The following is a 1,315-nucleotide window of genomic DNA, read 5'->3' as shown; positions in this document are numbered from 1 at the left end:
GTAGAAGAAAGTATAACAACCACTGCTTCCGAAATTTCTCGTAACGATAATTACAATCAAATTAGTTTAACTGAGACCGCATCGCAAATAGAGTTAAACAGAGGTAGAGAATTCGCGAGTTATTTAGGAAAAAATATTACTAAAAAAACTGCCACAGCAGCAAATATCCGAAATACTCTCAGTAGTGTTGAAAAAATAGGCATCAGACCAGCAATTATATATGTATCTGCACAACCCAATAATTTAGAACTGCAATTATTTTTGCCAAATGGTAAACCTATTGTTAGAAGTAGTGGGAAAACAAGAGATGAAGTGATTGAGGTTGCCAAAAAATTTACAAATCAGATTAGGACTCCCAGTCAATTAAATTCTCATAATTATTTACAAAATGCTCAAAAATTACATCAATGGTTAATTGCGCCAGTTGCTGAAGAATTGGCAAATCATAATATTAATACCCTCGTTTTTTCTATGGGTAGAGGTTTGCGAACTATTCCCATTGCAGCTCTACACGATGGTCAACAATTCCTGGTCGAAAAATATAGTTTGGGATTAATTCCTAGTTTTACCTTAACTGATACAAGCTATGTTGGATTAAATGGTTCTCAAGTTTTGGCAATGGGAGCATCTAAATTTCCTGGTAATACCGAGCAAACTCCTTTGCCTGCAGTACCTGTAGAACTTAAAACCATCGTGAATAATCTTTGGCCTGGTAAATCTTTTTTGAATCAAGGATTTACTCTCGAAAATTTAAAGCAACAAAGCAGCAAAGACAAATTCAAAATTATTCATTTAGCTACCCATGGAGAATTTCATCCAGGGGGTGCTGACAATTCTTATATTCAACTCTGGGATACTAAGTTACGTTTAAATCAATTACGCCAGTTACGTTTGTATAATGCACAGGTAGAGCTATTAGTTTTAAGCGCTTGTACTACTGCAGTGGGAGATGAAGAGGCAGAGTTAGGTTTTGCTGGGTTAGCAGTACAAGCGGGGGTAAAGTCTGCTTTGGCAAGTCTTTGGTATGTTAGTGACACTGGTACATTAGCTTTAATGACTGAGTTTTATCAAAGTTTATCTAACAGACCAATTAAAGCAGCAGCATTACGACAGGCACAGTTAGCAATGTTACGAGGAGAGGTGCATTTACAAGATGGTCATATACTCCGAAATGGTAATCAACATCTGCCTCTACCACGGGAGTTAGCTGGGGGAGGTAGAAGGGATTTATCTCATCCTTATTATTGGGCAGCATTTACAATGATTGGTTCGCCATGGTAATTTCAGTTATCAGTTATCAGTTATCAGTTATCAG

1 protein-coding gene is annotated in these 1,315 nt (G+C 36.9%); it reads left to right on the top strand.

The annotated features are described in order from the left end of the window. Positions 1–1,281, top strand: a 1,281-nt coding sequence (locus tag AC3DU7_RS20415) for a CHAT domain-containing protein (protein WP_488041139.1), incomplete at its 5' end; no start/stop codon positions are given. Positions 1,282–1,315: the final 34 nt, after the last annotated feature.

Source organism: Okeania sp. (assembly GCF_983059655.1).
This window is presented reverse-complemented; position numbering and strand designations above follow the sequence as displayed.